The sequence below is a fragment of the Puniceibacterium confluentis genome (assembly GCF_007923445.1).
Classification (GTDB): Bacteria; Pseudomonadota; Alphaproteobacteria; order Rhodobacterales; family Rhodobacteraceae; genus Puniceibacterium; species Puniceibacterium confluentis.
In genome coordinates, this window is sequence record NZ_VOJI01000005.1 from 146,385 (window position 1) to 173,181 (window position 26,797).

At 66.1% G+C, this 26,797-nt stretch carries 24 protein-coding genes and 2 riboswitches; of the genes, 13 read left to right on the forward strand and 11 right to left on the reverse strand.

Translation table 11 applies throughout. The annotated features are described in order from the left end of the window. Positions 1 to 362 precede the first annotated feature (362 nt). From FOY53_RS07855 to FOY53_RS07865, 3 genes are all read left to right on the forward strand, one after another. Entirely contained in the window at positions 363 to 983 is a 621-nt protein-coding gene (locus tag FOY53_RS07855; RefSeq protein WP_186766542.1) for a VPLPA-CTERM sorting domain-containing protein, read from the forward strand. Positions 984 to 1,143: 160 nt separating this feature from the next. Then, a complete protein-coding gene (locus tag FOY53_RS07860) occupies positions 1,144 to 2,337 on the forward strand; it encodes a BaiN/RdsA family NAD(P)/FAD-dependent oxidoreductase (RefSeq protein ID WP_146587488.1) in 1,194 nt (397 codons plus the stop codon). 170 nt (positions 2,338 to 2,507) lie between these two features. After that, a complete protein-coding gene (locus FOY53_RS07865; RefSeq protein ID WP_146587490.1) occupies positions 2,508 to 3,197 on the forward strand; it encodes a hypothetical protein in 690 nt (229 codons plus the stop codon). Here the strand turns inward: FOY53_RS07865 and murD are convergent. From murD to FOY53_RS23415, 9 genes are all read right to left on the reverse strand, one after another. Further along, on the reverse strand, positions 3,194 to 4,600 hold the full coding sequence (gene murD, locus FOY53_RS07870; RefSeq protein WP_146587492.1) for a UDP-N-acetylmuramoyl-L-alanine--D-glutamate ligase: 1,407 nt from the start codon (positions 4,598 to 4,600) through the stop codon (positions 3,194 to 3,196). The two genes, FOY53_RS07865 and murD, sit on opposite strands and share 4 nt — an antisense overlap. 254 nt (positions 4,601 to 4,854) lie before the next feature. Next, positions 4,855 to 5,937: a phospho-N-acetylmuramoyl-pentapeptide-transferase gene (gene mraY / locus FOY53_RS07875; RefSeq protein ID WP_146587494.1), complete on the reverse strand. Its 1,083-nt coding sequence runs from the start codon at positions 5,935 to 5,937 to the stop codon at positions 4,855 to 4,857. Between the two features lie 33 nt (positions 5,938 to 5,970). After that, the gene (locus tag FOY53_RS07880) at positions 5,971 to 7,407 is read right to left on the reverse strand and encodes a UDP-N-acetylmuramoyl-tripeptide--D-alanyl-D-alanine ligase (RefSeq protein WP_146587496.1); all 1,437 of its coding nucleotides are present in this window, start codon (positions 7,405 to 7,407) and stop codon (positions 5,971 to 5,973) included. Continuing rightward, positions 7,404 to 8,888 carry a UDP-N-acetylmuramoyl-L-alanyl-D-glutamate--2,6-diaminopimelate ligase gene (locus tag FOY53_RS07885; protein ID WP_146587498.1) on the reverse strand — a complete coding sequence of 495 codons (1,485 nt, stop codon included), beginning with the start codon at positions 8,886 to 8,888 and terminating at the stop codon, positions 7,404 to 7,406. Before FOY53_RS07885 ends, FOY53_RS07880 begins: the two co-directional genes overlap by 4 nt. Before the next feature lie 42 nt (positions 8,889 to 8,930). Further along, positions 8,931 to 10,718, reverse strand: coding sequence for a peptidoglycan D,D-transpeptidase FtsI family protein (locus FOY53_RS07890; RefSeq protein WP_146587500.1), 1,788 nt, complete (start codon positions 10,716 to 10,718; stop codon positions 8,931 to 8,933). After that, the gene (gene ftsL / locus FOY53_RS07895) at positions 10,715 to 11,062 is read right to left on the reverse strand and encodes a cell division protein FtsL (RefSeq protein WP_146587502.1); all 348 of its coding nucleotides are present in this window, start codon (positions 11,060 to 11,062) and stop codon (positions 10,715 to 10,717) included. Before ftsL ends, FOY53_RS07890 begins: the two co-directional genes overlap by 4 nt. Then, a complete protein-coding gene (gene rsmH / locus FOY53_RS07900) occupies positions 11,062 to 12,048 on the reverse strand; it encodes a 16S rRNA (cytosine(1402)-N(4))-methyltransferase RsmH (RefSeq protein WP_146587504.1) in 987 nt (328 codons plus the stop codon). The genes ftsL and rsmH overlap by 1 nt, the downstream gene beginning before the upstream one ends. A gap of 3 nt (positions 12,049 to 12,051) precedes the next feature. Continuing rightward, positions 12,052 to 12,558: a division/cell wall cluster transcriptional repressor MraZ gene (gene mraZ, locus FOY53_RS07905; RefSeq protein ID WP_146587506.1), complete on the reverse strand. Its 507-nt coding sequence runs from the start codon at positions 12,556 to 12,558 to the stop codon at positions 12,052 to 12,054. A 66-nt stretch (positions 12,559 to 12,624) separates the two neighbouring features. Then, positions 12,625 to 12,948, reverse strand: a complete 324-nt coding sequence (locus FOY53_RS23415; RefSeq protein WP_146587508.1) for a hypothetical protein — start codon at positions 12,946 to 12,948, stop codon at positions 12,625 to 12,627. A gap of 422 nt (positions 12,949 to 13,370) precedes the next feature. Continuing rightward, positions 13,371 to 13,581, forward strand: a riboswitch (cobalamin riboswitch). Positions 13,582 to 13,660: 79 nt separating this feature from the next. On the opposite strand from FOY53_RS23415, the gene FOY53_RS07915 reads away from it, so the two are divergent. The 8 genes from FOY53_RS07915 to FOY53_RS07950 all read left to right on the forward strand — a co-directional run bounded on the left by FOY53_RS07915 (position 13,661) and on the right by FOY53_RS07950 (position 20,629). Further along, positions 13,661 to 15,556 carry a TonB-dependent receptor plug domain-containing protein gene (locus tag FOY53_RS07915; RefSeq protein WP_246107322.1) on the forward strand — a complete coding sequence of 632 codons (1,896 nt, stop codon included), beginning with the start codon at positions 13,661 to 13,663 and terminating at the stop codon, positions 15,554 to 15,556. Positions 15,557 to 15,649: 93 nt separating this feature from the next. Beyond that, positions 15,650 to 16,630: a FecCD family ABC transporter permease gene (locus tag FOY53_RS07920; protein WP_146587510.1), complete on the forward strand. Its 981-nt coding sequence runs from the start codon at positions 15,650 to 15,652 to the stop codon at positions 16,628 to 16,630. Then, complete coding sequence (locus FOY53_RS07925; protein WP_146587512.1) at positions 16,627 to 17,385, forward strand: ABC transporter ATP-binding protein; 759 nt, start codon at positions 16,627 to 16,629, stop codon at positions 17,383 to 17,385. Before FOY53_RS07920 ends, FOY53_RS07925 begins: the two co-directional genes overlap by 4 nt. Continuing rightward, positions 17,382 to 18,167, forward strand: a complete 786-nt coding sequence (locus tag FOY53_RS07930) for a cobalamin-binding protein (RefSeq protein ID WP_146587514.1) — start codon at positions 17,382 to 17,384, stop codon at positions 18,165 to 18,167. Before FOY53_RS07925 ends, FOY53_RS07930 begins: the two co-directional genes overlap by 4 nt. After that, positions 18,161 to 18,844 (forward strand): MotA/TolQ/ExbB proton channel family protein, encoded by a 684-nt coding sequence (locus tag FOY53_RS07935; RefSeq protein ID WP_146587516.1) that lies wholly within the window; start codon positions 18,161 to 18,163, stop codon positions 18,842 to 18,844. Before FOY53_RS07930 ends, FOY53_RS07935 begins: the two co-directional genes overlap by 7 nt. Continuing rightward, complete coding sequence (locus tag FOY53_RS07940) at positions 18,844 to 19,230, forward strand: ExbD/TolR family protein (RefSeq protein ID WP_146587518.1); 387 nt, start codon at positions 18,844 to 18,846, stop codon at positions 19,228 to 19,230. The genes FOY53_RS07935 and FOY53_RS07940 overlap by 1 nt, the downstream gene beginning before the upstream one ends. Continuing rightward, entirely contained in the window at positions 19,227 to 19,616 is a 390-nt protein-coding gene (locus FOY53_RS07945) for an ExbD/TolR family protein (RefSeq protein ID WP_246107323.1), read from the forward strand. Before FOY53_RS07940 ends, FOY53_RS07945 begins: the two co-directional genes overlap by 4 nt. After that, complete coding sequence (locus tag FOY53_RS07950) at positions 19,616 to 20,629, forward strand: TonB family protein (protein WP_146587520.1); 1,014 nt, start codon at positions 19,616 to 19,618, stop codon at positions 20,627 to 20,629. Before FOY53_RS07945 ends, FOY53_RS07950 begins: the two co-directional genes overlap by 1 nt. Positions 20,630 to 20,662: 33 nt before the next feature. On the opposite strand, the gene FOY53_RS07955 is transcribed toward FOY53_RS07950, so the two are convergent. Further along, positions 20,663 to 21,727, reverse strand: a complete 1,065-nt coding sequence (locus tag FOY53_RS07955; RefSeq protein ID WP_146587522.1) for an Mrp/NBP35 family ATP-binding protein — start codon at positions 21,725 to 21,727, stop codon at positions 20,663 to 20,665. A 234-nt stretch (positions 21,728 to 21,961) separates the two neighbouring features. Between FOY53_RS07955 and FOY53_RS07960 the strand changes: the two genes are divergently transcribed. Next, positions 21,962 to 22,180: a DUF1127 domain-containing protein gene (locus FOY53_RS07960; RefSeq protein WP_146587524.1), complete on the forward strand. Its 219-nt coding sequence runs from the start codon at positions 21,962 to 21,964 to the stop codon at positions 22,178 to 22,180. A gap of 691 nt (positions 22,181 to 22,871) precedes the next feature. On the opposite strand, the gene FOY53_RS07965 is transcribed toward FOY53_RS07960, so the two are convergent. Further along, complete coding sequence (locus tag FOY53_RS07965; RefSeq protein ID WP_146587525.1) at positions 22,872 to 23,150, reverse strand: hypothetical protein; 279 nt, start codon at positions 23,148 to 23,150, stop codon at positions 22,872 to 22,874. Between the two features lie 225 nt (positions 23,151 to 23,375). Then, a riboswitch (cobalamin riboswitch) is annotated at positions 23,376 to 23,587 on the reverse strand. A gap of 129 nt (positions 23,588 to 23,716) precedes the next feature. Here FOY53_RS07965 and FOY53_RS07970 point away from each other — a divergent pair. Beyond that, a complete protein-coding gene (locus tag FOY53_RS07970; RefSeq protein WP_146587526.1) occupies positions 23,717 to 26,794 on the forward strand; it encodes a valine--tRNA ligase in 3,078 nt (1,025 codons plus the stop codon). Positions 26,795 to 26,797 lie beyond the last annotated feature (3 nt).

Consider the following 26,797-nt stretch of genomic DNA (forward strand, 5'->3'; position numbering starts at 1 on the left):
CCGCCGGCAACGGCTGCGGCGCCCCCCGAACCGACGCGCGCAGGCTGCCGGTTCCGTCCGGGTGGTGCAGATACATGCCCTCCGGCACTGTGCTTTCACGCCACCTTTCCAGTTGGCACCGGCGCTGGAATCAGGGGCTCACGCCCGCCGGACGCGCGCTGCGCTTACCGTGATCACAGGGCGGAATTTCGGGCGAAAAAACCAGCGGACAGGCCACTAACACCTTAAAATTCCTAAATAAATATATAGCCGAAATTCTACACTTTTTTGCCACAAATCGGCCCCACTGCTCGTGGAAATAGTGCGTCACGCGCTGCGCCACAGCGGACAGCCATAGAAAGAAGAAGATGTTAGGAATTCAGATGTTCAACAAGTTTAAATACGCCCTGATTGCCGTGGGTTTGTCCGCAGCCGCTTTGACCACATCGGCGCAGGCCGCCACTATCGCGCTGAATGATTTCGGCCCGAGCGCCGTGTCCTATGGCTTTGACAACGCGGTCAGCGGAGCCGCCACGGCCGGAGACGGCTTTGCATCGTTTTCGGATGGCAATGTCTCGTCTCTGAACAATGGGCCGATGACTGGCCAATCCTACACCAACAACGGCGCCGGCGGTTCGGGTCCGGGCGGTTTCCTGCGGATTGATTTTGCATCGCTCGTGTCTGCCGTCGGTTTTGACGGCTACTACAACAACGCTCCGGTGCTGTTTCAGGTGTTCGGTGCCGCCGGCAACCTGCTTGACTCGAGCCTGACATCGCCGACGAATTACGGCGGGATCTCCGGCTTCTTCGGCCTCGACGTTGGCGCCAACCTGATCAGCTATGCGCTTGCCAGTGTTCCGGACCGCGACACCATCCACAACCTCTATATGGACAACGTGATCTACCAGCAGGTTGCCGCAGTGCCGCTGCCCGCCACCCTGCCGCTGATCCTGCTTGCCATTGGCGGCATGGGCGTGACGGCGCGCCGCCGCAAGACGGCCTGACGGACCGACACCATCGCGCTGAAAGACGGGCGGCCAGCAGGCCGCCCGTTTGCAATCCAACCACCGGCTGGCGTGGACTGCTCAATTTTCCGGCCCCTGACCGGCGCGGATCGCCGCACCGCCCCTTGCGCGCCACGCCACCACGCGGCTAATCAGCGTGATGCATTACACCACACTCATCCTTGGCGCCGGCGCGGCCGGGCTCATGGCAGCCGCGCAGGCAGGCCCCGGCACGCTGCTTGTCGATCACGCACGTGCGCCGGGCGAGAAGATCCGCATCTCGGGCGGAGGCCGGTGCAATTTCACCAACATGCACTGCGATTTCGGCAACTTCCTCGGCGCCAACCCGCATTTCCACAAATCAGCGCTCAGCCGATATTCGCAGTGGGATTTCCTTGACCTGGTGCAACGACACAATATCCCGTGGCACGAAAAGACACTGGGCCAGTTGTTCTGCGATCGCTCCGCCCGCGACATCGTCGCCATGCTGGTGGCCGAAACCCAGGCGGCGGGGGCCACGCTCTGGCTTCAGACCCGGCTGCGTGACCTGAGCCGGACCGATGCCGGTTTCGTCGCCTCCCTGGAACGCGACGGCCGCAGTGTGACGGTCACCGCCGACAATCTGGTGGTCGCAACAGGGGGGAAATCGATTCCCAAGATGGGGGCCACCGGAATGGCCTACGACATCGCCCGCCAATTCAACATGCCGGTCACCGAAACCCGCCCGGGCCTGGTGCCGCTGACCTTCCCCGAGAACCGGTTCGCCCCGCTTGCCGGTGTCGCCACGCCGGTGCGGATCTGCCATGGCGGCGCCAGCTTTGACGAGGCCTTGCTGTTCACCCATCGCGGCCTGTCCGGCCCGGCAATCCTGCAGATTTCCAGCTACTGGACCGAATCCGAAAGCATCAGCATCGACCTGCTGCCGACAACCGCGCTGGCACGGATCCTGCGCGACAAGCGCCGGGTCGAAGGCCGCCGCAATCTGACCACCGAACTGACCCAGCACCTGCCGTCGCGACTGGTCGAGTTTCTGGGCCAGACGCTGGACCTGAAAGGCAACCTCGGCGATCTGTCCGATGCCCGGATCGAGTCCCTGGCCACCGCACTTGGATCCTGGACCGTCATGCCAAACGGTTCAGAGGGCTATCGCACCGCCGAAGTCACCCTGGGCGGGATCGACACTGCCGGGTTGTCCTCGGCCAGCATGATGTCAAAAACCGTTCCGGGCCTGTACTTTATCGGCGAGGCCGTGGATGTGACCGGATGGCTCGGCGGATACAACTTCCAATGGGCGTGGGCGTCGGGCCATGCGGCAGGCACCGCGATCCGCACCGCGCAGGCCCGGGCGGGCTGACCACCCCCAGTCCCATTCCCCGCAGCAAGGCCGCAACAGACCGGCACCACGACAGGCCGTAGCCCTTCCGCACCGCTTGCAGACAGTTGCCCGGCCCCGACCGCAGCCACTCTTGAAGCCCTGCACAAACGTCATATAATCCTTACCACACAGTCACATCCGGCGGTTTCATGGTCTTTGCCGATCACCCCACCCTGCACCCTCTCAATCTGGGGCGCACCCTGGAGGCGCATGTGCCGCGCAAGGCAATGCGCGACTGGTGGAACCGCGTGCTCTATGGGGCCGACGCGCCGCTGTCGGACGAATGTATCTACGTCCGCCCCGCCGATGTGCTGTTCGGCTACGACAAGTCAGGCGGCAAACGTCCCCTGCGCCGCCAGGAAAGCGGTCTGGTCGTCGACGGCGACTGGGATCAGAGCCGGTACCTGCTGGATACACATGTCAAACTGTCCAGCAGCCGGTTGCACTTTGTCGATGGTGTTCCCTGGGATCAAACGCCGCTGTTCGACCGCATGTTGGCGGAAATCGCCAAGGGCCATGTGCCGGACGGCTGCGCCACCCGCGCCGACGTGATTGCACGGTATGCCGCGCTCGACCGCGTCTATGACGAGGTTCAGCGCCGGGGCCGCCTGCTCACCCGTTCAGAGATGCCCGAGTATTTTCGCCGCGAACATGGCGGGATCCTCATTCACCTGGGCCGCGACGGCACGTTCCTGCGCGCCAGTGGCGGCATGCACCGTTTCGCCATCGCCCGAATTCTGGACCTGCCCGAGATTCCGGCGCAGCTGGGCGTCGTGCATCCGCAGGCGCTCTACATGAACCTGCTGGCCCCGCTGCGCAAATCGATCCACCACGGTTAGCTCAGGCCAAGCCCGTGGCCCACGCGGGCGGCGAAATCATCGCCGCGCTGCTCGAAATTGTCATACTGATCAAAGCTCGCCGCCGCCGGTGCCAGCAGCACCACGTCACCCGGCTCGGCGTCGGCCATGGCCTGCGCCACCGCTCGCTCCATCGTGGTGCAGACCTCGGTCGAGATCCCGCCCAGGCCCATGGCAAAGCCTGCCGCCTCGCGCCCGATGACATACGCCTTGCGCACGTGACCCAGCCCCGGGACCAGCCCGTCCAGGCCACCGTCCTTCTGCAACCCGCCGCAGATCCAGCGGATGTTGTCAAAGGCCAGCAATGCCTTGACGGCCGAGTCGACGTTTGTCGCCTTGGAGTCGTTGACATAGGTGACTCCCGCTGCTTCCGCGACGATCTGGCTGCGGTGCGGCAGACCCTTGAAGGTCTGCAGCGCCGCCTCGATCTGTTTGGGGCCCATGCCAAGACTGCGACAGACCGCAAAGGCAGCACAGGCATTCTGGTGATTGTGCGCGCCCGGCAGCCCCTTGACGCCGCGCAGGTCAAGCGAGGCAACCTGCCGCCCCTTGCGCCACTCGCTCAGGAACCCCTTGCGGGCAAAGACATCCCAGCCCGGCCCGCCCAGCTTCTGCCCCGAGGACACCCGGATCACCCGGTCATCCCCCGGCCCCTCGCTCAACTGGTTGACCAGCGACCGGCCCTCGGGCTCGTCCACGCCGATCACCGCGCGGTCCGGCCCGCCCTCGGCAAACAGCCGACGCTTGGCCGCAAAATATCCGCCCAGCCCGGCGTGCCGGTCCAGGTGGTCTGGGCTGAGATTGGTGAACACCGCCACATCCGGCGTCAGCGCGCGGGCGAGATCGGTCTGATAGGAACTGAGTTCCAGCACCACCACACCGCCTTCGCCGGGCGGGTCGATGTCCAGCACGCCACGGCCGATATTGCCCGCCAGCTGGCTGCCGCGCCCGGCCTCGCTCAGGATATGATGGATCAGCGCCGAAGTGGTGGACTTGCCGTTGGATCCGGTCACCGCCACCACCCGTGGCGTCACGTCATACTGGTCCCAGTCCGCCACGGCGAGCGAGCGGAAAAACAGCCCGATGTCATTGTCCACCGGAACCCCTGCCGCCCAGGCGGCAGCGATCACCGGGTTGGGCGCCGGATAGAGATGCGGAATCCCGGGGCTGACCATCAGACAGGCGACCCCGTCAAAGGCCCCGTCGCGGCTCAGATCCCGCAGCTCCAGACCTTCGGCGGCGGCCAGATCCCGGGCCGCCGGATTGTCGTCCCAGCACAGCGGAACAGCCCCCCCGGCCGCCAGAGCCCGCGCCGCCGACAGGCCGGATCGCCCCAGCCCCAGCACAGCCACCGACTGCCCCTCAAATCCCTGAACCGGTATCATTGCACATGCCCTCTTGGTCTTTTGTGCAGCGCTACCGGAAATTGCGCGGGCTTTCCAGAGAGCGGATCTTCTCCGGGGTCTAAATATCCCGGGGGGGGCGCCCGCTTGCCGAGCGGCGGGGGCAGCCCCCCAACCATCGCGCAGGACCGGCCGACGACCGAATTGGTCGCCACGCGCGCCAGAGGTCGCGCAGCGGCTGCGGTATGACACAGATGGAACAGCCGGGCGCGCCCGGCCCGATCACGGTGCCCGGATCAGCGCACCTTGAGGGTTGCCAGTCCGATGATGGCGAGGATCAGCGAAATGATCCAGAACCGGATCACGATGGTCGGCTCGGCCCAGCCCTTTTTCTCATAGTGATGATGGATCGGCGCCATCAGGAACACCCGCTTGCCGGTGCGCTTGAAGTACAGCACCTGAATGATCACCGACAGCGCCTCGACCACAAAAAGCCCGCCGACGATGCCCAGCACGATCTCGTGTTTGGTGGCGACGGCAATGGCCCCCAGAGCCCCGCCCAGCGCCAGCGATCCGGTGTCGCCCATGAACACCGCCGCCGGCGGCGCATTGTACCACAGAAAGCCGAGTCCGCCGCCGATCAGCGCCGCTGTAAAGATCAGGATCTCGCCGGTGCCCGGCACATAGTGCACATCCAGGTATTCGGTAAAGTCGACACGTCCCACGGCATAGGCAATCACCCCCAGAGTGCCCCCGGCGATCATCACCGGCATGATCGCCAACCCGTCGAGCCCGTCGGTCAGGTTCACGGCATTGGCCGCACCGACGATCACGAACATCGAAAACGGCACAAAGAACCATCCGAGGTTGAGCAACGTGTTCTTGAACACCGGCAATGCCAGCTGGTTGGTCAGGTCGGCGGGATGGTACAGCGAGGCCCAGTAGGCGGCGACCCCGGCGATGAAGAACCCCAGCAGCAGCCGCACCCGGCCCGACACCCCGGCCGAGGTCTGCTTGCGCACCTTGGCGTAATCGTCGGCAAAGCCGATGGCGGCAAAGGACATGGTCACAAACAGCACCATCCAGACAAAGGGATTGTCCAGCCGTGCCCACAACAGCGTCGAGGTCAGCAACGCGCCGACGATCAGCAGGCCGCCCATCGTCGGCGTGCCGGCCTTGACGAAATGCCCCTCGGGACCGTCGGTCCGGATCGGCTGGCCCTTGCCCTGCGTGCGCCGCAGGACGTTGATCAACGGCTGGCCGAACAGAAACCCGAACACCAGCGCCGTCATGAAGGCCCCGCCGGCGCGAAAGGTGATATAACGGAAAAGGTTGAAGAAATCGCCGCCATCCGACAGTCCGGTCAGCCAATACAGCATGTCAGTCTTCCCTTTTCACGTGCTCAGGCGCCGTCAGGCGTCGGTCAGGCCAGCGCCTTGGCGCATTTTGCGGATAGCGTCAACTACCCGTCCCAGCCCCATGCTCAAACTCGCCTTGACGAGAACCACGTCGCCGGCGTCCAGATCATGGCGCAGACCTTCGGCCATCTCGGCGCTGGTGCTGGTCCAGCGGCCACGCTTGGTCTCCGGCAGTGCCGCGTGCATGTGGCGCATCAGCGGGCCGACACAATGCACCACGTCCACCGCCGCGATGGCGGGCTGGCTTGCCAGTTCGGCGTGCAATTCGGCCTCTGACGTGCCCAGCTCCTTCATGTCGCCCAGATAGGCAATGCGGCGGCCCAGACTGACCCGGCCGATGTCGTGCTTGACTTCGGCCGAGGCCAGAACCTCGAGCGCCGCCGCCATCGACGCCGGGTTGGCGTTATAGGCATCGTCGATCAGCTCGAATGTCATGTGGGTGTCGACCGCGTCCATGGCGATGACTTCGCGCATCCCGCGCCCTGCTCCGGGTGTCCAGCGCCCGAGGTCCGCCAGCGCTGTCGCCCGGTCCAGACCCAGGGCGCCTGCCACGGCCACCACCGACATCGCGTTGACGGCAAAGTGCCGCCCCGGCACCGATATCTTGTAGAGCACCGGCGCGCGCCAGGCCCGTCCCTGCACCACGGTCGTCTGATCGCCGATGCGCAGGTCGCTGACCCGGTGATGACACTGTGCGGATTCGCCGAATGTCACGACTCGGGCACCTTTTTCCCGTGCCGCCGCGATCAGGATGTCCGATGTCGCAAGATCCCCGTTGAGGATCGCCACGCCGCCGGGTTCCAGCCCGTCGACAATCGCGGCCTTTTCGCGCGCGATGCCTTCCAGGCTTTCGAACGCCGCCAGATGCGCCGGCGCCACGATGGTCACAACCGCCACATGCGGACGCGCCATGCGGCTGAGCGGTGCAATCTCTCCGGGGTGGTTCATGCCGATCTCGATCACCGCAAAATCGCTGTCTGCCGGCATCCGCGCCAAGGTCAGCGGCACGCCCCAGTGGTTGTTGTAGCTCGCCTCGGCGGCATGGGTCTTGCCCTGCCCGCCCAGCACCTTGCGCAGCATCTCCTTGGTCGAGGTCTTGCCGACAGAGCCGGTCACCGCCACCACCCGGGCCCGGCTGCGCGCCCGGGACGCCACCCCCAATGCCTCGAGTGCCGCCTGCACATTCCTGACGATCAGCAGCGGGGCATCCGCAGCAAGCCCCTCGGGCACCCGTTCGACCAGCGCCGCCGCCGCCCCTGCCTCGAGCGCCTGAGCGACAAAGTCATGTCCGTCCCGCGCCGCCGTCAGCGCCACGAACAGATCGCCGCGCCGCAGGGTCCGGGTGTCGATGGACACGCCCGAAGCCGCCCACGCCCCGGTGGTCTGCCCCCCGGTCGCCGCCACCGCGTCATCGGATGTCCAGAGTGTCATGCCAGCCTCCCGTCCAGCGCCGAAACCGCGACGCTCGCCTGTTCGGCATCATCAAAGGGAAACACCGTCTCGCCAACGGTCTGCCCGGTCTCGTGGCCCTTGCCACAGATCAGCAGCGCATCGCCCGGTCCCAGTGCGTCGACACCGCGCAGGATGGCCTCGGCGCGGTCACCGACCTCCAGCGCGCCGGGGGCGCCCTCCAGCACCGCCGCGCGGATCAGCGCCGGGTCTTCCGAGCGCGGATTATCGTCGGTGACAATCACCTGATCCGCCGCCGCAAGCGCGGCGCGGCCCATCAGCGGCCGTTTGCCGGCGTCGCGGTCCCCCCCCGCGCCGACAATGGCGATAAGCCGGCCCATCACATGCGGTCGCAGTGCCCGGATCGCCTTTTCCACCGCATCCGGCGTGTGGGCATAGTCCACGAAGACCGCCGCGCCGTTTTCACGCGTCGCGGCCAGTTGCATCCGGCCCCGCACGGTGTTGAGGAACGGCAGGGTCTCGAACACCCGCTGTGCGTCGGCACCGCAGGCGATCACCAGACCTGCCGCCAGCAACACGTTCTCGGCCTGAAACCCACCGATCAGATCCAGCCGCAACTGTCGCACGCGGCCGTCCCAGCGGATGCGCACATCCTGTCCGGTGGAGTCATAGCGCTGCGCCATCAGGCACAGGTCCGCCCCTTCGCCGGTGCCGACGGTGATCAGGGACTGCCCCCGGGCGCGGGCAATCGCGGCCATGTCCACGCCGCGGGCGTCGTCGATGTTGACCACCGCCACACCGTCCTCGGGCAGCACCCGGGCAAACAGCCCGGCCTTGGCGGCAAAGTAGTCCTCGAACGAGGCGTGGTAATCCAGATGATCCTGGGTGAAGTTGGTGAACCCGGCGGCCCGCAGCTGTACACCGTCCAGGCGCCGCTGTTCCAGACCGTGCGAAGAGGCCTCCATCGCCGCATGGTCGATACCGGCCGCGGCCGCTGCCGCCAGAACCCGGTGCAGCGTCACGGGCTCGGGGGTGGTGTGGCGCAGCGGCGCCTGCCAGTCCCCCTCGACCCCGGTGGTGCCGACGTTGACCGCAGACAGCTCGAGTTCCTGCCAGATCTTGCGCACAAAGGTGGCCACAGAGGTCTTGCCGTTGGTGCCGGTCACCGCGACCATCACGTCGGGCTGTGCGCCGAACCACAGCGCTGCCGTATAGGCCAGCGTCTGGCGCGGATCGGCGGCGATCACCAAAGCGGCGTCGGATGCGGCCAGTTCGCTGCCGGCAATCCGCGCGCCGGTTGCGTCCGTCAGAACCGCGCTGGCCCCAAGGCTGAGTGCGTACTGGATGAATGTCGCGCCGTGGATACGGGTGCCGGGAAGCGCGGCGAACAGGTAGCCGGGCTTGACATCGCGGCTGTCCACCGCAATCCCGCGGACCTGTGTTTCGCGCCCGGCCCGGGCGGTCAGACCCAGGTCGGCCAGTGTCTTGACGGTGTCGCTCATGAAAGCCCCCCAGCCTTCGGTCGGATGCGCAGCACCGACCCGTCAGTTGCGGGTCAGCACGATGTCAGCTTGTTGCCCCGGTTCGGCCTCGGGACGCAAGCCCAGAAGCGGCGCAACCCGGCCGATGAGCTCGGCGGCGACCGGCACGGCAGTCCAGCCTGCGGTGCGGCGCGGCTTGTCGCCGCTGTTCTCGGACGGCTCGTCCAGCGTCACGATCAGTGCATATTTCGGATCGGTGGTGGGAAAGATCGTCGCAAAGGTCGCGATGACCTTGTCCTTGTAATAGCCGCCGCCCTTTTCCTTGGGCTTGTCGGCGGTGCCGGTCTTGCCACCGACCGAATACCCTTCGACCTCGCCGAAACTTGCCGTGCCTTCGGTCACCACCTTGCGCAGCATGGTGCGGGCCGCCGCCGCCGTGGCCTCTGACATCACCCGGGGGCCGAGTTGCGGCCGCGTCTGTTTGAGCAGCGTCGGCGTGACCGCCCGCCCGCCATTGGCGATGGCGGAATATCCGGCCGCCAGGTGCAGGGGCGAGGTGCTGATGCCGTGGCCATAAGAAATGGTCACCGTGCTCAGATCCGTCCACTTGGCCGGCAGCAGCGGCTTGCCGCCATTGGATTCGACGATCTCAAGCCCGGTTGCCTTGAGAAAGCCGAGTTCGGACAGGAAATCCTGCTGACGCCGCGCGCCGATGGCCAGCGCCATCTTGCCGGTGCCGCGGTTCGAGGAATGCACGATGATGCCTTCGACCGTCTGTTTGCCATAGTTCTTGCCGTTGAATTCGCCGATCTTGAAATTGGCGACCTTGAACGGCGGCGAGGTGTCGATCACGGTCTGCGGATTGACCAAACCCAACTCCATTGCCTGGGCGGCGGCAAAGATCTTGAAGGTCGATCCCAGTTCGTAAACCCCCTGCACCGCCCGGTTGAACAGCGGGCTGTCGCTGGGGCTGCCCTTGACCGGATTGGCCGGGCGGTCGTTGGGGTCAAAGTCCGGCAGACTGGCAATCGCGATCACTTCGCCCGAGTGCACATCCATCAGCACCGCCGCCGCGCCCTTGGCGTTCATCAGACGCATGCCGCCGTCCAGAACCCGTTCCATCGCCGCCTGTACGGTCAGGTCGATGGACAGTTCCAGCGGCGCGCCTTCGCGGGCCGGGTCGCGCAGTTGTTCGTCAAAGAATTTCTCGATGCCGGCGGTGCCGACGACTTCCGCGGAATGGACCCCCTCGCGGCCGAAACTGGTGCCGCCCATGATGTGGGCTGCCAGGTGACCGTTGGGATAAAGCCGCATCTCGCGCGGGCCGAACAGCAGACCAGGCTCGCCGATATCATGTACCGCCTGCTTCTGCTCGGGTGACAGTTTCTTGCGCACCCAGAGAAATTTGCGGGGGCCGGTAAAGTCCTTGCGCAGCCGCTCTTCTTCCAGTTCGGGAAAGATCGCCTTCAGTTCACGGATCGCCTTTTCGCGGTCGACCATCTGGTGCGGGTGCGCATAAAGACTGTATGTTTCCATATTGGTGGCCAGAATGCGGCCACGCCGGTCAACGATGTCGGCACGCTGGGCGATGATGGATGCCCCGGCAACCTGCGCGCGCGGCTCGGACGGTTCCGACCCGGCCAGAACCCCCATGCGGATGCCGATCACGGAAAACGCACAGAAGAACACAACCCCCAGAACCAGCAGACGACCCTCGGCGCGGTTGCGGGCCTTGTCGCGCATCTGTTCATGACGGATTCGCAGGTTCTCGCGTTCGATCGCATCCGGATTCTCGCCCTGCGCACGGGCATGCAGGATACGCGCCAGCGGGCGCAGCGGGGTGCGGATCATGGCTCTTGTGCTCCTGCGCTCGAGACATCTACGGGGTCGGTGATGGGCAGTTCCGGTTCGGCAGGATAGGCGATCTGGTCGACGCGGCCAAAGTGCCCGGGCCGCAGCGGCAGCAGCCCCAGACGTTCGAAATTGATGTCGGCAAGGTCGCGCAGCCGGTCGGGGCGATTCTGATAGGCCCATTCGGCCCGCAGCACCGACAGACGTTCCCGGGCCGCGCCGATTTCGCGCTGAAGCTGTTCCACCTTGCCCAGCGCCGCCTGGGTCTTGTAGTTTTCGTGGTAGGCCCAGAATGCCAGACCGATCATGCCCAGGAATGTCGTGACATAGAGCAGCGAGCGCATCAGCGGGATCCCTTCAGCTGGGGCATGGCTATGGATTTGGCGTCAATTTCACCGGAGGGCGCGTCGGTGCGCCGTGCAAGGCGCAGCTTGGCCGACCGGGCGCGCGGATTCTGCTCAAGTTCGTCCGGATCCGGGCCAATGGCCTTGCGCCCGAGCAATTCGAACTGCGGCGGCGCGGTGTCCAGTACCGGGGCAAACCGGTTGGCGTTGCCGGTCGCGCCGGCCCGCGCCTGCAGAAAGCGTTTGACCATGCGGTCTTCGACGGAATGAAAGGTCACGACCGCCAGCTGTCCGCCGGGTTTCAGCGCCCGTTCCGCGGCCATCAGACCTTCGAACAGGGCGCCATATTCGTCGTTCACCGCGATTCGCAGCGCCTGAAAGCTGCGCGTCGCCGGGTGGCTCTGTCCGGGCTTCGAGCGCGGCAGGCAGGATTCGATCAGACCTGACAAACGCAGTGTCGAGGTGATCGGCGCTTCGGCCCGCGAGCGGACAATCGCCTTGGCGATCCGGCGCGAGGCCCGTTCCTCGCCGTAGACGAACAGGATCTCGGCCAGCGCGACCTCGTCCAGCTCGTTCACCAGATCGGCGGCGGACGGGCCGTCCTGGCTCATCCGCATGTCCAGCGGGCCCTCTTTCATGAAGGAAAAGCCGCGCGCGGCGATATCCAGCTGCATCGAGCTGACGCCGAGATCCAGCACCACGCCGTCCACACCCGTGGCAACCTCGTCCATCTGGGCGAAATTGGTCTGCACCAGCCGCAGCCGGTCGCCGTAGTCCGCAGCCCAGGGGGCCGCCATCTGGTGGGCCAGCGGGTCGCGGTCGATGCCGATGACCTGATCGGCCCCCGCCTCGAGAAGCCCGCGCGCGTAGCCGCCCGCTCCGAAGGTGCCGTCAATCCAGATACCCCCTACAGGGGCGACCGCCCGCAAAAGCGGGCGCAGAAGAACCGGAACATGGGGGGCTTTGCCGGGGGGTTGCTCTGCCATGGCCTAGCGTTCCAACTTCGCGCCATCCAGGAAGCTGAGCGGATCGAAATCATCGGGGAGATCGTCCAGGAAGGCCTCGGTCTTGGCGACTTCTTCGGTTTCGTAGGTCTCGGGATTCCAGATCTGAAAGGTGTCGCCGCTGGCGATAAAGAACGCCTCGCCCTCAAGCCCGATCTTCTGGCGCAGCTTTGCCGGCAGCACCAGGCGGCCGGTTTCGTCGACGTTGGTCGGATGGCTCTGACCGTGGAACATGCGTTGCAGCAGCTGACGCTCCATCGAGCCGCGCGGCAGGGCGTCGATCTTGTCGTCGACCTCGTCGATCGCCTGCATGGTATAACATTCCAGGTATTTGCGGCGGTGATCCCCGTAGACGATGACCACCTCCGGGTTCGCGCCCTCGCTCCAGTTCGGGTCAGAGGCCTCGAGCACACGACGAAAAGAGGCCGGGATCGACACCCTGCCCTTACCGTCCACCTTGTGCTGGCTTTCGCCTCTGAACCTGCGACCCACTGTCCCGTGTGCCCTTTATGACTGCCCCCTGAAAATGAAAATGCCGGGATGATCCGCTGCCACTGATCATCCCGGCGTCTTCGTCCCGCTCTGGCGGGAGTGTCCAGCTGCGCGCGCCATCTGGGGGGATGTCTGCTCGCTCGCGCGCCGGATCTCTGTCGTCACGATGAAAGCCGGGGCCTGTATGAAACCTGCCGGTTTTCTTTGTTTTATGGTCTTGGGATTGTTGTCGGGGTTCTTGTTGACCCTCTGTCTTTCCCGTCCCTCATCGTGTGAACTATGGATGCCACGGGATTTCATGGTAATCAACTGGTTTCTACGGGCAACCACCCCAGAATGTTGTTTTTTGGTCACGTCGGAAACAACATATTGCGACTTATCCACAGACATGCATAGCTCAAGTGGTATGTATTGAAAAAATGCACACAAAATGTGGTAAGTCTAAAATTTCCCAGAAATTCCTACAAAATCCCGGCCATGCCACAAATCCGCCCCACCCCGGGGGCAGATCGCACCTCCCGAACCGCTTATGTGAGCCAATTTCAGCCGAATCAATCGAAATCACGACCGTTTGATTCGACTGAAGGCGGAATTTTCCACCTTAGGACCATGAAATCCCGTGACGTCCATCTGATCCCATGCACGACCAGCCTCTAGCGCCGTAAACCCAGCGGCGGACGATCCGTCGCGTCGGCTGTGCAATCGCATCGCGGCGAGGTCGCGCCACGCCAAATTCCGCCCCTGGCCTGACCGCGTTTGTGACCGGGTGCCGCAGATCGCGCATCTCGGCTTGATTTCCCGGCCCGGCCGGCCTAACGAAAGGCTGCCTCGGTCCGGATGGTGACATCCGGTGAAAAGGGAACGTGGTGCGCAGGGATCAGGCCCTCTGCCAATCCCCGACTGCCCCCGCAACTGTGAGCGGCGAGCGTGACCGGTACATGCCACTGGGGGTTCAACCCCGGGAAGGCCCGGATCCCGCGACGACCCGCGAGTCAGGAGACCTGCCGAGGTGATCACCCCTACCCCAGCGCGGGGCGCGCAGGGGTTACGGTTCTCCGTAGTGGTGACGACATTCACCGTTTGCGGAAGGACAGCCTTTCCAATGACACCATACGACCCAAAGCCCCGCCGGAACGGCGGGCAGGATCTGGAAAGGATCGCCATGACCCGCCTTCTGTGTGGGGCCTCGCTGTTTGCGTTGGCCACTCTGCCGACTGTTGCCCCCTCTGCCGCCCGCGCTCAGGAGACGATTGATCTGGAGATGATCACCGTCTACGCCAGCCAGAGCGACGTTGCGCTCGAACGCACCGGCGCCTCGGTGGACGTGGTCGAGGAGGAGGCGCTGGAAGCCGCGCCACAGACCCGACTGGCCGATTATCTTGCCACCCTGCCCGGCGTCAGCGTGTCATCCAACGGCGGCATGGGCGCGACGACAACCGTCCGCCTGCGCGGCCTGGCCGGGGCCTATGTGCCGGTGCTGATCAACGGCATCGACGTGACCGACCCCTCCGGCACCCAGACCAGCTTTGACTGGTCCAATCTCGTCATGGGCGACATTGCCCGGGTCGAAGTGGTCAAGGGGTCGCAATCCGCGCTGTACGGCTCGGAAGCCATCGGCGGGCTGATCGCCATCACCACCGCCCGCGCTCCCGAAGAGCCCGGAACCAGCACCACCCTGCGGGTCGAGGCGGGCAGCCACAACACCCGGCGCGCCGGACTGTCGGTGGGCACCGCGACTGAGCGTTCCGGACTGGCGTTCAGCCTGTCGCGCGCCACCAGTGACGGATTTTCCGCGATCGAGGCCCCGGGGTATTCCGAAGATGACAGCTATTCCGGCACCCAGTTCACCTTTGACGGCTACGTCGATCTGACGGACACCCTGCGGGTGGGTGTGGCCGCCTATGCGCTGGAGGCCGAGGCGGAGTATGATGCCGGCGCCTTTGCCGCCGCCCCGGAAAGCGGTCTGGCCAAGACCACGACCCGCGCCGTGCGGACCTACGCCGCACTGACGACCGGCAACGTGGATCACAGCCTTGACCTGACCCGGTTCCGCATCGACCGCGATACCACCGCAGACGGCGCCACCACCTCGTTTGACGGCGAACGGGACGCGGTCGCCTACAAGGGCACCACGCAACTGGGCGCGACAACCCTGAGTTTCGGCGCCGACTGGACCCGCGAGGACACCGAGTCGGGCAACGAAACCACTGTGTCCGGCCTGTTTGCCGAAGCGCTGTACGCGCCGCGCGACGATCTGGACCTGAGCCTGTCGCTGCGTCACGACAACCACTCGGAATTCGGCGGCCAGACCTCTGCGCGTGCGGCGCTGGCCTGGCGTCCGGTGACGGATCTCACCCTGCGGGCGGTGCTGTCGAACGGATTCCGTGCACCGTCGTTGTATGAACTGTACGAACCGACCTACGGCAATGCCGGGCTCAAGCCCGAAACCAGCCGCAATGCGGAGCTGGGCGTCGAAAAGACCTTCGGCAACGGGGCCTCTGCCAGTGCGACCCTCTTTTATACAGAGATAGAGGATCTGATCGGGTTCACCTTCCCTGCGGGCTACGTCCAGACCTCTGGCACCACAGTCACCAAGGGCCTCGAGCTGTCGGGGCGCGTGCCGGTGTCCAGCCGTGTGACCTTGACCGGTGCCTTTACCTTCACGGATTCCCGCGACCCCGGTGACGACCCGCGTCTGCGGGTGCCGCGCTATGACCTGTCGGTCGGGGTGGACGCGCAGGTTACCGATCGCCTGCGCACCTCGCTGACGGTGCAGCACATTGCCGATCTGCCGGACGATTACGGTTTGACCAGCTTTACCCCGGACCGAGACGTCAAGGATTACACGCTGCTCAACGCCTCGGCCAATTTTGCGATCACCGACAACGTCAGCGCCTACCTCCGGGTCGAGAACCTGACCGACGCAGACTATCAGGTGATTCCGGATTTCCAGACCTCTGACCGGGCCGCGTATTTTGGCGTTGTCGCGTCGTTCTGAGCGCCCAGGCGCCGCTGCCGCCCCGGCTGAGACCGGGGCGGCCAGGGTGCTGGCGTTCGGAATTGGTCGGCGCAACAGCAGGGTTGCGGGGGCATGAAGCTGATCTTCGGCCTTCTGGCGCTGCTGGTCGCCCTCTTCACCGCCTCGCTCTGCCTGGGCAGCGTCGGCATCACGCCGTTGAAAGCGCTGGCGGCGCTGGTCGGAACAGGGGATCGGCTGCATGTGATGATCCTGCAGGACATCCGTCTGCCGCGCGCGCTGCTGGCGGCGATGGTCGGCGCCTCGCTGGGCCTGTCTGGCGCGGCGATGCAAGGCTATCTGCGCAACCCGCTGGCCGAGCCCGGGCTGATCGGCGTCTCGGGAGCGGCGGCCCTGGGCGCGGTCATCGCCCTGCAGACCGGCATCGCCGCGCTGTTCATGCTGGCGCTGCCGCTGATGGCACTGCTGTTTGCGCTGGTCGCCGTCTGTCTGATCCTGCTGCTGGCCGGGCCGCGCGGCGCCTCGCTGACCCTGATCCTGGCGGGCATCGCCATCTCGGCGCTGGCCGGGGCACTGACCTCGCTGGTACTGAACCTGTCCCCCAACCCCTATGCCGCCTCCGAAATCATCTTCTGGATGATGGGCTCGGTTGCCGACCGCTCGATGGACCATGTCACACTGGCACTGCCGGTCATGGCACTGGGCTGGGCGCTGCTGGCCACGCTGGGGCGCGGTCTGGATGCGCTGACTTTGGGAGAGGACGCGGCGCAGGCGCTCGGGCTGTCGCTGCGCTCGCTTCGGCTGCGGCTGCTGATCGGAACGGCCGCCGCCGTCGGGGCGGCCACAGCCGTCGCCGGTGCGGTGGGCTTTGTCGGGCTGATCGTGCCACACCTGCTGCGCCGTCTCACCGCCGGTCGCCCCTCGGCGCTGCTCTGGGCCTCGACGCTGGGCGGGGCGGCGATGGTGCTGGCGGCAGACATAACGGTGCGGCTGGTGCTGCCGACACGGGATCTGAAGCTGGGCGTGGTGATGGCGCTGATCGGCGCGCCGCTGTTCCTGCACCTGATCTTCAAGACCCGGAAAGAGCTGCCATGACCCTGCTGCATCTTACGGATCTGACCGTCACAAGGGGCCAGTGCCCCGTGGTCGATCATGTATCGCTGGACATTGCCGCCGGTGAATGTGTCGGGCTGATCGGCCCCAACGGGGCGGGCAAGACCACCCTGATGCGCGCCGCGCTTGGCCTGCTGCCGCACACCGGCACCAGTTCGCTTGCACAATTGCCGCCCCGGGCGCGGGCCGCACAGGCCGCCTGGCTGCCGCAATCGCGCGAGATCGCCTGGCCGGTCACGGTCGAATCCGTTGTGGCCCTGGGACGCCTGCCACACCTGGCGCGCGGCAGCCGCCTGCGGCCGCAGGATCAGGCCGCCGTCGACGCCGCGCTCGAGCGCATGGGGCTCGCCGCCTACCGCCATCGCCTGGCCACCGAGCTTTCGGGCGGGGAACAGGCCCGGGTGCTGATCGCCCGCACCCTGGCGCAGGGTACGCCGCTATTGATGGCGGACGAACCCATCGCCGGGCTGGACCCGGCGGCGCAGATTTCGACCCTGCAGGTGTTTGCGGATCTTGCGGGCGAAGGCCACGCGGTGCTGACCTCGCTGCACGACCTCAGCCTTGCGGCACGCTATTGCACCCGGCTGATCCTGCTGCACCGGGGCCGCCTGCATGCCGACGGCGCGCCCACCGACGTGCTGACCCCGGAGACACTGGCCGAAGTGTTTCATCTGCGTGCCCGGGTCCACCTGACCGAAGACGGCCCGCTGTTTCAGCCGCTGGGCGTGTTGTCATGAGCGGAGCGCAGCGCATCATCTGCCTGACCGAGGAAACCGTCGAGACCTTGTATCTGCTGGGTCAGGAGCACCGCATCGTCGGGGTCACCGGCTATGCCGTCCGGCCCAAACGGGTGCGTCGGGAAAAGCCGCGTGTCGGGGCCTTTACCACTGCGGATGTGCCCAAGATCCTTGCCTTGAACCCGGATCTGGTGCTGACCTTTTCGGATCTGCAGGCCGACATCGCCGCCGACCTGATCCGCGCCGGGATCGAGGTGCACGCCTTCAACCAGCGCAGTGTCGCGGGCATTCTGGCAATGATCCGCACGCTGGGGCGACTGCTGGACTGCACCGACCGGGCCGAAGCGCTGGCCGACGGCTTCGAATACCGGATCGACGTGCAGGGCGCCCGCGAACCGCGCCACCGTCCCCGGGTCTACTTCGAGGAATGGGACGCGCCGATGATCACCGGCATCGGCTGGGTGTCCGAACTGATCGAAATCGCCGGCGGCATCGACTGTTTCGCCCACCTGCGCCACCATCAGGCGGCAAAGGACCGGATCATTGCCCCGGAGGATGTGCTTGACGCCCGCCCCGACATCATCATCGGGTCATGGTGTGGCAAGAAATTCGCACCGCACAGGGTGGTCGCGCGCCCCGGCTGGACCAGCATCCCCGCGGTGCAGTGCGGCGCGCTGTTCGAGATCAAATCGCCGCTGATCCTGCAACCCGGTCCGGCGGCGCTGAGTGACGGGTTGGACGCCCTGTGTCTGATAATCAATGGAAAGGCCGCGTCATGCTGACAGACAGTGCACAGTTTCTGGACCGGGGCGGCCCCGCGCTCTGGGCGATCGGGGCGCTATCGGTCTGTACCATGGCGCTGATCCTGTGGAAGATCTGGCACCTGCTGCGACTGGGGGCGTGGCGCGGTCGACATGCCGAACAGGCGGTGGCGCTGTGGCAGATCGGGCGGCGGTCGCAGGCGGTGGCGCTGCTGGCGCAACGCAGTTCGCTGCGTGCCCGCACCGCCCGCGCCGCGATGGCGACGCTGATGCAGCGGGATGCCGACACGGCGCGCGAGGAATGCGCCCGAATCGCCCGCGCCGGACTGGCCGAGGCGCGCAGCGGGCTGCGCCCGCTGGATCTCATCATCACCATCGCGCCGCTGCTGGGGCTGCTGGGCACGGTTCTGGGCATGATCGAGGCCTTCCAGGCTTTGCAGGACAGCGGCGCGCGCGCAGATCCCTCGGCGCTGGCCGGCGGGATCTGGGAAGCACTGCTGACCACCGCTGCGGGCATGTCGGTGGCGATCCCCGCCGCTCTGGCCCTCAGCTGGTTCGATTCGGTGACCGACCGCGTCGCCCATGACTTCGAGGACATCGCAACCCGCCTGTTCACCGCCCCCGTTCCGACACCAGCCCAGTCCGTCCCGACCGGGATGTCGCCGGAAAATGCCCCCCCCGCCCCAGACGTGCCCTGATGCTGATGCTGCCCGAACCCCGGCGCCGCAGACGCCCCAGCCTGACGCCGATGATCGACGTCGTGTTCCTGCTGCTGGTGTTCTTCATGCTCGCGGCCCGGTTCGGCCTGACCCAGAGTGTGCCGCTGACCCTTGTCGCCGGCAGCGCGGCCTATGCCGGGCCACCGCGGCTTGTCACCGTGTTCCCCGGGGTTCTGACCCTGAACGGCGCGGTGGTGTCGCCCGACGCCTTGCCCGGGGCTCTTGCGGCATTGATGGAGGCCCCCTCTGACGTGATCCTGCTGCGCCCGGGTGCCGGGGCGGACGTGCAGCGCCTGCTGGATGTGATGACCCGGCTCAGGTCTGCCGGACTGTCACAGCTTGCCGTGCTGGAGGGCCGCCCGTGATCCGGCGCCGCGCACCGCTTGTGAGCGCGCCCAGACGGCGCCAGGCCCCGGAACCGGTGGTGCCGATGATCAACGTCGTCTTCCTGCTGCTGATCTTTTTCCTGATGACCGCGCAAATCACGGCACCGCCCCCTTTCGACCTGACATTGCCCCATGCCGCCGCGCAGGACGACAGTACGACAGGCACGCTCTATATTTCCGCATCCGGCGATCTTGCTTACCAGACGCTGCGCGGACCTGCGGCGCTTGTTGCGGCGGCGGCCCGGACGCCGCTGACGCTGCAGGCGGATGCGCGGCTTTCGGCGAGCACACTGGCGCGGGTGCTGGGCGAGCTTTCGGGCCACGGCGCCCGCGACATTCGCCTCGTGACACAGGGGGACCCGTGATGCGCATACTCGAGGCCACCGTCTTTGTGACCCTCGCCGGCGCGTTGCACCTGGCCGCGCTGACCCTGCCAGAGCTGCCCGGCGCAGGCACGGGTGGCGCCTCGGGTGCGGACAGCGTGACCTTGCAGGCCGCGCCGGACAGCCTCGCCGCGCTGGCCGAGCGCTGGGAGACGCCCCCCGAAACCGCGCCGGTGTCCGCGATGGCGGCAGTGTCTGAAACCGACCTGCCGCCTCTGCCGGTCGCCGGCATGCCCGCCCCGGCGCGACCGCAGGCGCCCGGGATGCCCGCACCTCAGGAGATGCGGCCGGAACCCGAGATCGCCGCGCTGTCGCCCGCGCCAGCAACGCTGAACGCCACGGCGCCTGATGCACCGCTCACTCTGGCCGCGCCGGGACGCGACGCATCGCCGGTCGGCCGCGAATTCGACATGCCTGTCCGTCCTGCCGCGCCGCGCCCACCGGTCAGTGCGGCGCTGCCGCAGCCCGCCGGTCCGGACACCGCGCCCGCACAGCCCGGAGAGGCGCCGCTGACCTCGCTCCGCCCCCGGACACGCCCGGCCCAGCCCGCAACTGCACAGGCCCCCGCCCCACGCTCCGACACCTCCCGGTCCGCCCCTGCGGCCTCGGCCCCCCGGGCGGCGCAGCGCGCCAAAGGCAGTGGCAATAGCGGAGGCGCGGCGCAGACCGTGGCGCCGGCAAAACCCCGCGCCGGCCCCAGCCAGTCACAGCTGCGCAGTGCCCAGGCGCAATGGGGCGGTGCCATCCGCCAAAGCGTGGCCCGCGCCCAGCGCTACCCACGCGGCACCACAGCCCGCGGCGTTGTCACACTCAGGATCTCCGTCAGCCCGTCCGGTCGGCTCACCGGGGCCAGCATCACCGGTTCTTCGGGCACGGCGGCTCTGGACCGTGCCGCCCTCGCCGCCGCCCGGACCGCCCGCCTGCCACGTGCCCCGAAAGAGCTGACCGGGGCGAGTTACAGCTTTAACCTGCCCCTGCAATTTGCCCGGCGCTGAGCGGCGCGGCGAAATCCCCGTCACAGGGACGGTTCAGGCCATGCCGTCGCGCACCAGACCTTCGGCCAGCCGGGCATAAGCCTGCGCCATGGCGCCGTCTCCCACCGCCACCGGCACACCCCCGTCGCCTGCCAGCCGGGTCTCGAGATCGATCGGCAGGGACGCCAGCAGCGGCACACCCAGCGCCTCGGCCTCGCGGCGCACACCGCCGTCGCCAAAGATATGGCTCTCGCCGCCACAATGCGGGCAGTGAAACACCGACATGTTTTCGATCAGCCCCAGAACCGGTGTCTTCAGGGTGGCGAACATGTCCAGCGCCTTGCGCGCGTCCAGCAGCGCCACGTCCTGCGGTGTCGACACCACGATTGCCCCGGCCAGGTCGGATTTCTGGCACAGCGTCATCGCAACGTCCCCGGTGCCCGGCGGCAGATCGACAATCAGGACATCCAGGTTGCCCCAGGCGACCTGACCCAGCATCTGCTGCAAAGCCCCCATCAGCATCGGTCCGCGCCAGACCACCGCCTTTTCCGGCGGCAGCATCAGGCCGATGGACATCAGCGTCACGCCATGCGCCTTCAGCGGAATGATCGTCTTGCCGTCCGGGCTTTCCGGGCGGGCGCTCACGCCCATCATCCGCGGCTGGCTCGGTCCGTAGATATCCGCATCCAGCAGTCCCACCCGCCGCCCCTGTCGCGCCAGGGCCACAGCAAGGTTGGACGAGACCGTGGACTTGCCCACGCCGCCCTTGCCTGACCCGATCGCCAGGATGCGATCGACCCCTGCCGGCCTGACCGGCCCGTCCTGAGGTTTCGGATGTCCGCCGATTTTCAGCGAGGGCGCGGCTTTCGCCGGACCGTGCGCCGTCAGCGCAACGGAAACGGAAACGACGCCTGCGACTGCCGCCACAATCTTTTCGGCAGCCTGGCGCAGCGGCTCCATCTGGCGGGCAATCTCGGGCGACGGTGCCTCGATCACAAAGCGCACGCGCCCCGCTTCGATGCTCAGGGCTCGAATCATGTCCCGCGAAATCAGATCGCCCCCGTCCGGCAAAACCAGCCTGGCAAGCTCTGCGCGAACCTCCGTTTCAGTCACGTCCATGTTACTCTCCCGCCTGTTATGCGCGCCGCAGCGGCTGTTGTGTCGATTGCTTGCACACGAACGAGGCCCGCGACGAATTTCGCGCCCACCAAGTGGGCAATCGCCCGAAATAGGTCAGCATTCCCCATGCAGTTTCTGCATAGCAGCATTGAGGTCAAAAGCCATTGTGCAACTGCAGCATTTGCCCCATCTTCAGTGCAACGAAACGAAACACATGATCCGAGGCAAAGCACAATGGCCTACGCAACCAACATCAACACCACATCGCAAGGCGCAGTCGTATCGCGCTTTTCGGCTCTTATCCACAGCCTGCGCACCGGCTTTGCCAAGCGCAAGGTCTACCACAACACGCTGAACGAGCTTCAGACCCTGTCCGATCGCGAACTCGCCGATCTGGGCCTGGCCCGCTCGATGATCCGTCGCATTGCGTACGAGGCGGCATACGAAGCCTGATTTTCCCGCACCGGGGCCAACGGCCCCGCGTGTGACGCCACGGCACAGTTCTTTCTGGCACGGCGGCGGAACAAGATCACGGAATGCAGAGTTCCAAGAACAGAATTCGGCGACCCTCTCCTCCTCCCTGGGTCGGTCGATAACGCGGCGGCACCTCTCCTCCTCCCTGGTGTCGCCGCACCTCTTCCGGGATCGGTCCCACAGGACCCACTCCCACAACGGTTCGGCGGCCCTCTCCTCCTCCCTGGGTCGGTCGATAACGCGGCGGCACCTCTCCTCCTCCCTGGTGTCGCCGCACCCCTTCCGGGATCGGTCCCACTGGACCCACTCCCACAACGGTTCGGCGGCCCTCTCCTCCTCCCTGGGTCGGTCGATAACGCGGCGGCACCTCTCCTCCTCCCTGGTGTCGCCGCACCCCTTCCGGGATCGGTCCCACTGGACCCACTCCCACAACGGTTCGGCGGCCCTCTCCTCCTCCCTGGGTCGGTCGATAACGCGGCGGCACCTCTCCTCCTCCCTGGTGTCGCCGCACCTGGATATCGGTGCGCCACGGCGGACCACATGTATCGGGGCCCCTCTCCTCCTCCCTGGGGTTTCGTGAACTTAAACGACGGTGCAACTTCCCTCGCACCGTCGTTTTTTTGTGTTCTGGCCATGGCGACGGTCCGGATCGGACGGTCACATTCCCCGCCTAATGCAGCAAGCGCTGCCGCCCGGCCCGCCCGCCACGCCGCGACGGCGCCACAGATGGCCACAGCACCGTTTCTTCCAGCAGTTCGACGAAGGCCTGCGCCGCGGCGCTTTGCGCGCGCACGCCGTTGATCCCGGCCAGAGCCTCGCGGGCCGCCTGGCGCGGCGGCACATCCATCGGCAGGGCAAAGGCCCACTCCAGGAACCCTGCCCGCGCCGCATCCCGCGCGGGCATGTCGCGCAAATCCTGCAGCCCCTCGAAGATCTGCCGGGCGGTCATCGCAGCCGTCCCCCGCAGCCAGGGCCGCTGATCCGGCACCCCGGAACCTCGCGACCTGAGGATCCGCGCCCTGCGGCGTGTGTGGGGTGCATTCGCACCGGGATGAGATACCGGAACCAGTCCATTCTCTTGCCTTTGCCTGACCACGCCCCGTGGCCGTCCGGGCGGTGCACGGAAACAGGCGCAGGGCGTCAGACCCGGATGCACCCGTCCCCGCACCCCGCGGTTTGACGTTTTCCCGGGGCTGGTTTCCGGACTGAGGCGGGTGGGCATCGCGCCCCGCCTGCCGCGCCTTCCCGGGGAAATCCCAGTGGCCTGTAGCGGCAGACATCCCGCCCTCACCGTTGCGGGGGCAGCGCCGGACTTGCACCGGCTTCCCAATTCTCCGCGCGTTCCGAACCGATGGACCGCGCGGCACCCTGAGAACCGCAGCCTAATCCCGCCGCCCCCCGAGTCGCCAGCCTGTTTGCGACCCATCGGGCTTTTTGCCCGGCCCCCGCTTCCCCTTGGCCCATGGCTTCGATAGACATCTGGAAACCAATTTCACGAAGAACGGAAACGACCCCATGGCGATGGAAAAGACATTCGACGCGGCCGAGGCCGAACAGCGACTCTACAGCGCGTGGGAAGAGTCCGGCGCCTTTGCGGCCGGTGCGGGCCCGGCGCGGGCCAATCCGGATGCGCGGCCGTTCTCGGTCATGATCCCGCCGCCCAATGTCACCGGTTCGCTGCACATGGGCCACGCCTTCAACAACACCCTGCAGGACATCCTTGTCCGCTGGAAGCGGATGCAGGGCTTTGACACGCTCTGGCAGCCCGGCACCGACCACGCCGGCATCGCCACCCAGATGGTGACCGAACGCGACATGGCCGCCAATGGCGAACCTGACCGCCGCGACATGGGGCGCGACGATTTTCTCGCCCGCGTCTGGCAACAGAAGATCAAGTCGCGCGGCACCATCATCGGCCAGCTCAAACGCCTTGGCGCCTCTTGCGACTGGTCACGCGAAGCCTTCACCATGTCGGGCGCTCCCGGCGCACCGGAGGGTGAAGAGGGCAACTTCCACGACGCCGTGATCAAGGTCTTTGTCGAGATGTACGACAAGGGGCTGATCTATCGCGGCAAACGGTTGGTGAACTGGGATCCGCAGTTCGAAACCGCGATTTCCGATCTCGAGGTCGAGAACATCGACACCGCCGGCCACATGTGGCACTTCAAATACCCGCTCGCCGGGGGCGAAACCTATACCTATGTCGAACGCGACGCGGACGGGAACACCCTGTTCGAGGAAATCCGCGACTATATTTCCATTGCCACCACCCGCCCCGAGACCATGCTCGGCGATGGCGCCGTGGCGGTCCACCCCGAGGATGACCGCTATGCGCCGATTGTCGGCAAGCTCTGCGAGATCCCGATCGGCCCCAAGGAACACCGCCGCCTGATTCCGATCATCACCGACGAATACCCGGACCGGACTTTCGGCTCGGGCGCGGTCAAGATCACCGGCGCGCATGATTTCAACGACTATGCCGTCGCCAAGCGCGGCAACATTCCCTGTTATCGCCTGATGGACACCCGCGCGCAGATGCGTGATGACGGCGCGCCCTATGAAGAAGAGGCCGCCAAGGCGCAGGCGATCATCGACGGCGCGGAATTTACCGAGTCGGAGATCGATTCGATCAACCTCGTCCCCGAGGCGTATCGCGGCCTTGACCGCTTTGAGGCCCGCGAAGCGGTCATTGCCGACATCACCGCCGAAGGTCTGGCGGTGATGACGCCGGAAAACGACCCCCGTCTTGGCAAGGCCGCGCAGAAACCGCTCGCCCCCGAAGAGGGCGGTGAGGCACGCGAAGACACGCTGGTGCCGCTGGTCGAGGCCAAGATGATCATGCAGCCCTTCGGCGACCGTTCCAAGGTGGTGATCGAGCCGATGCTCACCGATCAGTGGTTTGTCGATACCGGCAAGATCGTCGGCCCGGCGCTGGATGCGGTGCGCAACGGCGATGTGGCCATCGTGCCGCAGTCGGGCGAAAAGACCTATTTCAACTGGCTGGAGAACATCGAACCCTGGTGCATCTCGCGGCAGTTGTGGTGGGGGCACCAGATCCCGGTTTGGCACACCCCGGGCTTGGGCGGCGAATGGCGCAGCTTCTGCGCCGTGAACGAAGAGGAAGCCCTGCGCCAGATGCACGATTTCTTTGGTGACGAGGCCGAATTCCTGCTGGTGGAAGATGCGGCCGCAGCCGAGGACATGCTGGCGGACCTGCTCTCACAGGGCACGGACTATACCGGCGTCGACCAGCGCCGCCGCGCGCAGGCCATCCCGGTGTTCCGCGATCCGGACGTGCTCGACACCTGGTTCTCGTCGGGACTCTGGCCAATCGGCACGCTCGGCTGGCCGGAACAGACACCGGAACTACGGAAGTATTTCCCGACATCCACGCTGATCACCGGACAGGACATCATCTTTTTCTGGGTTGCCCGGATGATGATGATGCAGCTGGCGGTGGTCGACGAGGTGCCGTTCAAGACGGTCTACCTGCACGGCCTCGTGCGCGACGCCAAGGGCAAGAAGATGTCCAAGTCGCTCGGCAACGTCGTTGACCCGCTCGACCTGATCGACGAATTCGGCGCGGATGCGCTGCGCTTTACCAATGCCGCGATGGCTTCGCTTGGCGGCGCCCTGAAGCTCGACACCCAGCGCATTGCCGGTTACCGCAATTTCAGCACCAAGCTGTGGAATGCCTGCCGCTTTGCCGAAATGAACGGCGTGTTCGACGGCGCCACCGGCCAGCGCCCGACGCCCGGCCAGACCGCGAACAAATGGATCATCGGGGAAACCGCCAAGGTGCTGGCCGAGGTCAACGACGCCTTTGAAAGCTACCGCTTCAACGACGCGGCCAGCGCACTTTACGCCTTTGTCTGGGGCCGTGTCTGTGACTGGTACGTGGAATTCTCGAAGCCGCTGTTTGACAGCCAGGACGCCGAGATCATTGCCGAAACCCGCGCCACGATGGCATGGGTTCTGGATCAGTGCCTGATCCTGCTGCACCCGATCATGCCCTTCATCACCGAAGAGCTTTGGGGCACGCTGGCGACACGCGACCACATGCTGATCCACGCTGATTGGCCGACTTACCAGGCCAATGTTCTGGTCGATGCACAGGCCGACTCCGAAATGACCTGGGTGATTTCGCTGATCGACGGTGTCCGCTCGGCCCGGGCGCAGATGCATGTGCCCGCCGGCCTCAAGGTGCCGATGCTGGTCACGGATCTCGATGCCGCCGGTCAGGCTGCATGGCAGCGCAACGAGGCGCTGATCATGCGTCTCGCCCGGATCGACAGCCTTGAAAAGACCGCCGACTTTCCCAAGGGATGTGTGACGGTGCCCGTCGCGGGCGGCACTTTTGGCCTGCCGCTGGCCGGCATCATCGACGTGGCCGAGGAAAAGGCGCGGCTGGAAAAGACCCTGGGCAAACTCGGCAAGGAAATCGGCGGCCTGAAGGGACGCCTCAATAACCCGAAATTCGCCGAAAGCGCCCCCGACGAAGTGGTCGCCGAGGCCCGCGAAAATCTGGCCGCCCGCGAAGAAGAGGAATCCACCCTCAGGGCGGCTCTGGCCCGCCTTGCCGAACTCGGCTGATCT

What these genes read in the sequence shown, in the direction of transcription:
- FOY53_RS07920 (WP_146587510.1), top strand. Translation starts at nt 15,650, where the DNA reads ATGAAGCTGATCTTCGGCCTTCTGGCGCTGCTGGTCGCCCTCTTCACC.
- FOY53_RS07950 (WP_146587520.1), top strand. Translation starts at nt 19,616, where the DNA reads ATGCGCATACTCGAGGCCACCGTCTTTGTGACCCTCGCCGGCGCGTTG.
- FOY53_RS07925 (WP_146587512.1), top strand. Translation starts at nt 16,627, where the DNA reads ATGACCCTGCTGCATCTTACGGATCTGACCGTCACAAGGGGCCAGTGC.
- murD (WP_146587492.1), bottom strand. Translation starts at nt 4,600, where the DNA reads ATGATACCGGTTCAGGGATTTGAGGGGCAGTCGGTGGCTGTGCTGGGG.
- FOY53_RS07955 (WP_146587522.1), bottom strand. Translation starts at nt 21,727, where the DNA reads ATGGACGTGACTGAAACGGAGGTTCGCGCAGAGCTTGCCAGGCTGGTT.
- mraY (WP_146587494.1), bottom strand. Translation starts at nt 5,937, where the DNA reads ATGCTGTATTGGCTGACCGGACTGTCGGATGGCGGCGATTTCTTCAAC.
- FOY53_RS07880 (WP_146587496.1), bottom strand. Translation starts at nt 7,407, where the DNA reads ATGACACTCTGGACATCCGATGACGCGGTGGCGGCGACCGGGGGGCAG.
- FOY53_RS07930 (WP_146587514.1), top strand. Translation starts at nt 17,382, where the DNA reads ATGAGCGGAGCGCAGCGCATCATCTGCCTGACCGAGGAAACCGTCGAG.
- FOY53_RS07940 (WP_146587518.1), top strand. Translation starts at nt 18,844, where the DNA reads ATGCTGATGCTGCCCGAACCCCGGCGCCGCAGACGCCCCAGCCTGACG.
- FOY53_RS07965 (WP_146587525.1), bottom strand. Translation starts at nt 23,150, where the DNA reads ATGACCGCCCGGCAGATCTTCGAGGGGCTGCAGGATTTGCGCGACATG.
- FOY53_RS07915 (WP_246107322.1), top strand. Translation starts at nt 13,661, where the DNA reads ATGACACCATACGACCCAAAGCCCCGCCGGAACGGCGGGCAGGATCTG.
- ftsL (WP_146587502.1), bottom strand. Translation starts at nt 11,062, where the DNA reads ATGCGCTCGCTGCTCTATGTCACGACATTCCTGGGCATGATCGGTCTG.
- rsmH (WP_146587504.1), bottom strand. Translation starts at nt 12,048, where the DNA reads ATGGCAGAGCAACCCCCCGGCAAAGCCCCCCATGTTCCGGTTCTTCTG.
- FOY53_RS07855 (WP_186766542.1), top strand. Translation starts at nt 363, where the DNA reads ATGTTCAACAAGTTTAAATACGCCCTGATTGCCGTGGGTTTGTCCGCA.
- FOY53_RS07890 (WP_146587500.1), bottom strand. Translation starts at nt 10,718, where the DNA reads ATGATCCGCACCCCGCTGCGCCCGCTGGCGCGTATCCTGCATGCCCGT.
- FOY53_RS07935 (WP_146587516.1), top strand. Translation starts at nt 18,161, where the DNA reads ATGCTGACAGACAGTGCACAGTTTCTGGACCGGGGCGGCCCCGCGCTC.
- FOY53_RS07970 (WP_146587526.1), top strand. Translation starts at nt 23,717, where the DNA reads ATGGCGATGGAAAAGACATTCGACGCGGCCGAGGCCGAACAGCGACTC.
- FOY53_RS07960 (WP_146587524.1), top strand. Translation starts at nt 21,962, where the DNA reads ATGGCCTACGCAACCAACATCAACACCACATCGCAAGGCGCAGTCGTA.
- FOY53_RS07865 (WP_146587490.1), top strand. Translation starts at nt 2,508, where the DNA reads ATGGTCTTTGCCGATCACCCCACCCTGCACCCTCTCAATCTGGGGCGC.
- FOY53_RS07860 (WP_146587488.1), top strand. Translation starts at nt 1,144, where the DNA reads ATGCATTACACCACACTCATCCTTGGCGCCGGCGCGGCCGGGCTCATG.
- FOY53_RS07885 (WP_146587498.1), bottom strand. Translation starts at nt 8,888, where the DNA reads ATGAGCGACACCGTCAAGACACTGGCCGACCTGGGTCTGACCGCCCGG.
- FOY53_RS23415 (WP_146587508.1), bottom strand. Translation starts at nt 12,948, where the DNA reads ATGTCTGTGGATAAGTCGCAATATGTTGTTTCCGACGTGACCAAAAAA.